Source organism: Nitrososphaera sp. (genome assembly GCF_013388945.1).
Taxonomy (GTDB): domain Archaea; phylum Thermoproteota; class Nitrososphaeria; order Nitrososphaerales; family Nitrososphaeraceae; genus Nitrososphaera.
Window position 1 is genome coordinate 23053 of the sequence record NZ_JACAEH010000008.1, and the last position, 6195, is coordinate 29247.

11 protein-coding genes, 1 pseudogene and 1 riboswitch are annotated in these 6195 nt (G+C 55.5%); of the genes and pseudogenes, 1 reads left to right on the top strand and 11 read right to left on the bottom strand.

The window, feature by feature from the left end; genetic code table 11:
• Positions 1 to 91: 91 nt before the first annotated feature.
• The 5 genes from HXY31_RS05315 to HXY31_RS05335 are packed head-to-tail and all read right to left on the bottom strand — an operon-like array spanning position 92 to position 2138.
• Positions 92 to 259 carry a 50S ribosomal protein L40e gene (locus HXY31_RS05315; protein WP_292640535.1) on the bottom strand — a complete coding sequence of 56 codons (168 nt, stop codon included), beginning with the start codon at positions 257 to 259 and terminating at the stop codon, positions 92 to 94.
• 38 nt (positions 260 to 297) lie between these two features.
• Positions 298 to 615 carry a cupin domain-containing protein gene (locus HXY31_RS05320; protein WP_292640537.1) on the bottom strand — a complete coding sequence of 106 codons (318 nt, stop codon included), beginning with the start codon at positions 613 to 615 and terminating at the stop codon, positions 298 to 300.
• Complete coding sequence (locus tag HXY31_RS05325) at positions 612 to 1139, bottom strand: hypothetical protein (protein WP_292640539.1); 528 nt, start codon at positions 1137 to 1139, stop codon at positions 612 to 614. Before HXY31_RS05325 ends, HXY31_RS05320 begins: the two co-directional genes overlap by 4 nt.
• Positions 1140 to 1174: 35 nt before the next feature.
• A complete protein-coding gene (locus HXY31_RS05330) occupies positions 1175 to 1360 on the bottom strand; it encodes a hypothetical protein (protein ID WP_292640541.1) in 186 nt (61 codons plus the stop codon).
• A gap of 34 nt (positions 1361 to 1394) precedes the next feature.
• Complete coding sequence (locus HXY31_RS05335; protein ID WP_292640544.1) at positions 1395 to 2138, bottom strand: hypothetical protein; 744 nt, start codon at positions 2136 to 2138, stop codon at positions 1395 to 1397.
• A gap of 101 nt (positions 2139 to 2239) precedes the next feature.
• Here HXY31_RS05335 and HXY31_RS05340 point away from each other — a divergent pair, with 101 nt between their 5' ends.
• Positions 2240 to 3523 (top strand): hypothetical protein, encoded by a 1284-nt coding sequence (locus tag HXY31_RS05340; protein ID WP_292640547.1) that lies wholly within the window; start codon positions 2240 to 2242, stop codon positions 3521 to 3523.
• On the opposite strand, the gene HXY31_RS05345 is transcribed toward HXY31_RS05340, so the two are convergent.
• The 6 genes and pseudogenes from HXY31_RS05345 to HXY31_RS05370 form a co-directional block, all read right to left on the bottom strand.
• Positions 3520 to 4200, bottom strand: coding sequence for a DsbA family protein (locus HXY31_RS05345; protein WP_292640548.1), 681 nt, complete (start codon positions 4198 to 4200; stop codon positions 3520 to 3522). The two genes, HXY31_RS05340 and HXY31_RS05345, sit on opposite strands and share 4 nt — an antisense overlap.
• Positions 4201 to 4204: 4 nt before the next feature.
• Positions 4205 to 4372 (bottom strand): hypothetical protein, encoded by a 168-nt coding sequence (locus HXY31_RS05350; protein ID WP_292640551.1) that lies wholly within the window; start codon positions 4370 to 4372, stop codon positions 4205 to 4207.
• A gap of 24 nt (positions 4373 to 4396) precedes the next feature.
• Positions 4397 to 5011, bottom strand: a complete 615-nt coding sequence (locus tag HXY31_RS05355) for a hypothetical protein (protein ID WP_292640553.1) — start codon at positions 5009 to 5011, stop codon at positions 4397 to 4399.
• A gap of 137 nt (positions 5012 to 5148) precedes the next feature.
• Positions 5149 to 5466, bottom strand: a complete 318-nt coding sequence (locus HXY31_RS05360) for a DUF190 domain-containing protein (protein ID WP_292640555.1) — start codon at positions 5464 to 5466, stop codon at positions 5149 to 5151.
• Positions 5463 to 5852: a fluoride efflux transporter CrcB gene (gene crcB, locus HXY31_RS05365; RefSeq protein WP_292640557.1), complete on the bottom strand. Its 390-nt coding sequence runs from the start codon at positions 5850 to 5852 to the stop codon at positions 5463 to 5465. The genes HXY31_RS05360 and crcB overlap by 4 nt, the downstream gene beginning before the upstream one ends.
• Positions 5853 to 5869: 17 nt before the next feature.
• A riboswitch (Fluoride riboswitch) is annotated at positions 5870 to 5949 on the bottom strand.
• A gap of 57 nt (positions 5950 to 6006) precedes the next feature.
• A pseudogene (locus HXY31_RS05370) lies at positions 6007 to 6195 on the bottom strand (TIGR00341 family protein); the annotation flags it as partial.

Consider the following 6195-nt stretch of genomic DNA (forward strand, 5'->3'; position numbering starts at 1 on the left):
GAGGGAGCTATTGCGGGTCGCTCACCTGTACGTATACAGTCAGGTCTAAACAACTAGAAAGCTTCTCAAAATGTGAAAATGGGCTTGGGTCTTACTTCTTGGCGCCAAGCGTCCTGTTCTTGAGCCTCATCTGGTCGCTGTGACACTTCCTGCAGCGCAGCGCAGATATCGGGTTCTTGCCGCCGCACCTGAAGCAGATCTTGAAGTAGAGGCGACGGTGCTGGGCTATCTGTTTCTTTGTTGCGTCGGTAATTGGCATATCGTTCCACCTTCATGTAAACGAGGGCTGATAAATACCTATTCTGCAAACATGTAGAGCACCACCAGCAGCTCCTTGTTGCCGTAAAAGTGGTGGGGCATCCTTGCCGGCACGAACACGACAGAGCCCTTTTTCACCGCCCTGCGCTCGCTTCCCGCCTCGAGGAAGCCGCTTCCTTCCACCACGTAATATAGCTCGTCAGAGTCGTGCGGCGTCTGCGTATCTTCCTCGCCCGGCCTCAGCCTCAGCACGCCTGCCTCGAGGTGCCTGACGCGCAAGAAATCGTTGAAGTACTCGTCGTCGCCAATCTGCGTAAGCTTGTCGCCAAGCTCGAACCACTGCGCCTTTTCCTTCACTTTTTCGCCCTCCCAAGGAGCGACGACACCAGCTTTTCAAGGTCACCTTCAGATTCGGCGTGCCGGCGCATGTAATGATACAATTCTTCCGTAGCGGCGTGGTAGTCGACGCCAAGGTTCTGCGCTACCTGCAACGCTGCATGCGTCAGTACCAGCTTGCGCATCGCGGCTTCGACTCCAAAGCCTGCAGTATCGGACAACAATTCTTCAAGCGCGTTTTTCAGCTGCGAGTCAAGGTATTTGTCCTTGGCTTCCCGCGTCTTTATCGCAAAGGCCACGCCTGCCATCCTCTGCTTCATGTGTATGCTCTCGACCATCTCTATGAACCTGCCGTCAAGCTCCTTGTTCTCAAGCAGAACCTCGGAGAGCATTGCCGCCGCGTCTGCCTCGCTTATCCCCATTTTATCCCTGAGCGAGAAAAGCACGTGGCACGCCGCGCAACCGTTTCCACGTACAAGCGACGGGTTTTTCGATACTGCATCGACCTGCTCGGCCACTATTTTTTCTGCTGCCTGCGTGTCCAACACAGCAAGCTACAGGCAGGAAAATAAAAAACTTGTCAGCCTGTATTCCTGTCGACTATGACCTGCACCGACTCTTCGATGGCTATGCTGGTGCTGTTTATGCTGTCGCCAGTCCGAAACGGCGGCTCGTGCTCAGGAACAACATGATAGGTCGCAGCATACCCGAGGAGCAGGCCCATGGCGGCAAATGCCAGCGCAAACACGACTACTGCAGAAATCATCAGCCACCGTTGGAGGCAGACCCCTTTTAAATTTTCACACAAAGTAGCCGTTGAACCGGCCCTTGCCCATGAGGAGCCCGCTTGCCCTGTCGCGGACAAACTCGGTGCTCCGAGAAGGCACGAGGCCGTCCGGCCTCACAAGGTGATGCGTCCCGTAGATGCTTGCGAGCACGTATTCATAGCGCCACAGCAGGTAGCGGTCCTGCGGCTCCATCAGGCTCCTTGCAGGCACCAGTGGTTCAGAATACCGGCCTGCCAGCTTGACATTGTCGTACCATATCGGATACTTGGACCATATCGAATCCTTTTCCTCCGGCCTGTTGCGGGTAAAGAGGAGCCTCGGCGCGTATGCGACCATAATTGCAAGCGCGACCATCCCGATTCCAAGCAGAAAGTGCATGGTAAACGCAACTCCTGCCGCCCTTTCCGTGTCGCTTGAGCCGCTCTGCTGGTTTATGAGAAGGTGCATGAACGCGCCCTCGCCGGGAGGATAGTAGGGAAGTATGATGGCGTTGTGCAGGAGCACGACTCCAAGGATGCTTATTGCAGCAGGTATGAGGCCCTTCCAGGCTATGGTGAAAAAGAGAAAGCCCACGAGCACGATTGCGCCGATGTTGACTGCCTCCGCTGGAAGCGGCACGACAGACGGGTCAAGCATGTGGAACAGAAACAGAAAACCCAGGATGGCGGCGTCTGCAAGGAGAAGCTCGGTCTCGTTTTTGCGCATCCACGTCTTTGCCGCGCTGATGGCGCCTTTTGCAGGAGCACCTGCCGCCATGCACAATATACCTCAAGCTGCGCATTAAGCGTTTTCCCGGATCTGCCCCGCATTAACATTGGATCGCAACAGTTTTGTGTGGCGGAATCGCTCGGTATCAGGTGGCGCCTTTTGGGCTTTTCAAAAAGAAAGAGAAGGCAGAAGAAAGGGCCGAGCCTGCGATAGCGGCGCCTGAAGCCGAGTCGCTTTCTATTTCCCAGGTCCAGTCGCTCCTGCAGGACATCGAGTCTGCCAAGGCCCAGTGGCTTGCAGGCAGGCTGGAGCCCCTGCGCCAGTCCGTAGGCGGCATCCTTGCCACTTTAGGTTCTATAGCCGACGACATGGAGAGGGAAAAGATAAAGCTCGAGGAGCTTGAAAAGAGGTACGGCTCTACCATCGAGACTGCCAGGAGGACTGTCGTCTCGTCGCTCAGGCGGGAAGCCTCGTCAGAGCTTGCGCCGATAAAGACTGCAGGCGACGCAAAAAAGTTCCGCGAGAGGCTCGACGCTATTCTCAACCGCATGGGCGAGGTGAGCGGCTCGCACAGCAAGATGCTCAACTATTTTCTGAAAAAGCACGCCGACAAGATGAAGGCGGGCTTTAACAAGCTCGAAGACCTGCAGAAGGAAGCCAAGTCGGTCTTTGCGCTCTTTGAGCAAGAAAGGGCGCCGGCGGTAAAGTGCGGCGCAACTGTCAACACGATAACGCAAAAGCTCGCGTCGATCGCTGCCGACGAGTCTTCCTGCAAGTCGTTAGAAGAAACTTTGTCTGCGCTTGCAAACGAGCTTGAAAATACGAAACAAGAGCTTGCAGCAGTAAAGGGCTCGCCCGAGTTTGCCAGCGCGCAGGAAGCAAGCAGGAGGCTCCACAACGCTAAAAAGCAGCAGGAGCAGTTCCGCGCAGAACTTTCAGAGATGTTTTCCCACGTCTCAAGGGCGCTTACGAAATACTCCTACAACGTCTCAAAAGAGACCGAAAGACGCCTGCAGGTCATGTCAGCCGAGCCCTGGAAGATGTTTGGCGACGACCTGCCCCAGTACTCGGCTCTTTTGCACGAGATAGCCAAGTCGGTGGGCTCGGGCCAGGTGCAGCTGAAAGACTCGGACAAGATTTTGCAGAACCTGGAGTTGATACAGTCGTCGCTCCCAAGGCTGCAAGAAACCGCAAATGCCATAGAAAAAGAGATGTCAGACACGGCCCGGCAAGACATGAGGGCGGCAAGGCGCGCGACTGAACTTGAAGAAAAGGCAATGACCCTAGAACAGGAAATAGAGCGCGACAGGCAGGACCTTGAGCAGAAAAAGCGGCAGGTAACAGAAAAGAACGCAGAGGTCGACTCGCTTTTGTGGCAGGTGTCAGAGAACCTTGCCGAGCTTACGGGCCGGCGCTACAAAGTCACGCGCTAGGCAAGCGGGTCAAGGACATACTGAAATGTTTCAATTGGAGCTGCGCCTGGTATAAGTTCCGGTTTGCTGCCTTCTTTCAGGATTATGAAGGCAGGCGTGCCGTTGAGGCCTACGCCCCGCGCAAGGTCATAATTGTCCCTGACAACTCCGGCGTATTTGCCAGAGTCGAGGCATTCCTGGAATTTTTCTGAATCCTGCACGCCGGCGTTCCTGGCGTACTCTGCCATGCTTGCCTTTGTTATCCAGCCGGCCTTCTCGCCTCCCCAGTTGTCGTAGACCCCGTCGTGGAACTCCCAGAACCTGCCCTGGTCTGCCGCGCAGTACGATGCCTGCGCCGCAAGCGACGAGCCGCCGTCAAGGTGGTCGTTTATCGGAAAGTCCTTGAAGAGAAAGCGCACCTTGCCGGTGTCGACATAGTTTGCTATCAGCTGATCTTTTGTTTTTTCATGGAAGCGGTGGCAATACGTGCAGAGGTAGTCGCCAAACTCTACGATGGTCACAGGCGCGTCCGGGCTTCCAAGCGCGTTTGCCGCAGGAATCGTCGGGGTCGACAGGCGCGCAATTACTGGCTGCGCGTCGTCTTCGCTCTTTGGCGCCGGCGTCGCTGCAAATGCGGCAGCCGCTCCTGCCGCGACGACGATGCCTGCTATCACGGCTATCATGACGTTCTTGTTCATCCGATTATCTCCAGAAGATAGAAAAGATTCCAAGGCCCAGGATGCAGAGGCCACCAAACGAGACGGGCGGGACGTTCACCGCAAGGCCGAGCACCGATACGCCCACTCCGGCCGCAATGGTGACAAGCTCGCCGATTCGCCGGCGGTTCTTCAGGATGCGCCTCTGCCTCATGCGCGATTGGTGCTCCGGTTGGCTTTATAAAATTACCTGCTTGCGCCTTCCAAAAAGCGCCCCCGAAAGGGACCTCGTGAGTATGAGCGCGACGAGCCCGTAAAGCATGTTGAACGCAAGCGCCGTGTAGATAACGCGGTCCATCATCGCCAGGAGGTCTGAAACCGCCACCTGGAACAGCTTGCTGTCCGGCGCCCGCTGGCTTATCACGGACTGGCCGTCATGCGACTGCAAGAGAGGCATCATGATTCCAAACGTGACAGGCACAAAGAGCGCCGCCCATATCAGCGCGCCTGCGCCAAGCCCAAACCCGGGCGCAAACCTGCCAAGAAGCGAGTACGCCCTGCGCGATACGGCAAACGGCGCGGACATGACAAGCCCAAGCGCGGTCCCTGCGGCCAGGTGGAGCATCAGCCCCTGCACAATGGCAGACATGCCATAGTCTGTTGCCTGCGTCACTGCCGACACAAGGACAATGTAGAACGTGCCCACCGGCAGGCCTGCGACGCGCTCGGCCAAAAGCATCAGGGCGCTGAGCGCAAGCGACGCTATCAGGCCGGACGCGGCTCCAGAGCCGAGCAGCGTGCCATATCGTTTCCCGCTTTCCACAACCTTCCTTGCCGAAGACCGTGGCAGCACGGATCAGAGTACACAGATGCAATATTTACGCCTTTTATCCAAGGTAGGCGGATATATTATACTAAGAAATCTACCAGATACATATTTGATATGTATAGCAATCAAAAGATACAAATTCTATATGTTCAATGGATGCACTAGAACATGTCGACCTCGTGCGCCGTCACGAGGCCGTTGTCGTCCACCATGTTCTTTATCTCCACAAGGAGCGGCTCGAGCTTTTTGCGCTCCTCTATGACTTCGATGACAAGGGGCATGTTGACAGTCACGCCCTCTATCTGCACCTTTGACCGGCCCCGCTTGCCAAACCCGTCGACCCCGGCCCACACTGTTGCGCCCGATATGCCGTGCTGGACCAGAAAGTCGATTATCGCCTTTTCAAGCCGCTTGCCTTCAAAGTTGTCGTTCTTTTTTATCCTGATTGTCAGCGCAAGCATCTTTTTTGCAACCATCATTCAAGCCCCCCTTTCAGGATGACAGTGGCAAGCGACCTGCCGCCAACTATTGCGCCTATCGACAGGCCGACGTTTGCAAGTATGTTTACTGCCACGTGCCCAAACTGCCTGTTGTCTGCCAGGTTCACCGTCTCTAGCGCAAACGACGACATTGTTGTAAGCGAGCCGCAAAAGCCCACGGCTGCCAAAAGCGAATAGCGCGAGTCCAGGTTCCAGGCCACCAACAGTATCGACACTATCCCGAGTATGAAACTTCCGATAACGTTTGCTGCCAAGACGCTCACAGGGAGCGTGCCGGCTATCAGCTGCGACTCGGCCAGCTTGTAGCGCAAAAACGCGCCGGCTACTGCACCCAGTGCGAGAAATCCAAATTCTATTCCTTTCATTTTTGCCCACCATCTTTTGACTGGTAGGCATTATCAGCACCTTTGCAAAAGGGCGGTTCTGGCTCGCGCCAGGGCTAATGCCATAGCCCGTTTTGCATAAGGCCTGTGCAGGAAATAAACCTAGCGGGAAAGTGTTCTCATGCAGTCACGACTTTTACCCAAACAGCACCTCAATGGCTCCCAGGACTATCGCAAGCAAAACCAGCACGATGATGTTCATCGTGAGCACCTTCTTGGCCTTCTGCTTTTCATAGTACTTTCTCGGCGAGATCCCCTTTGCCAGAAATATCACCATGAATCCAATCACCATGCCTATGATGTTGGAAAGCAGCACCAGCAATGC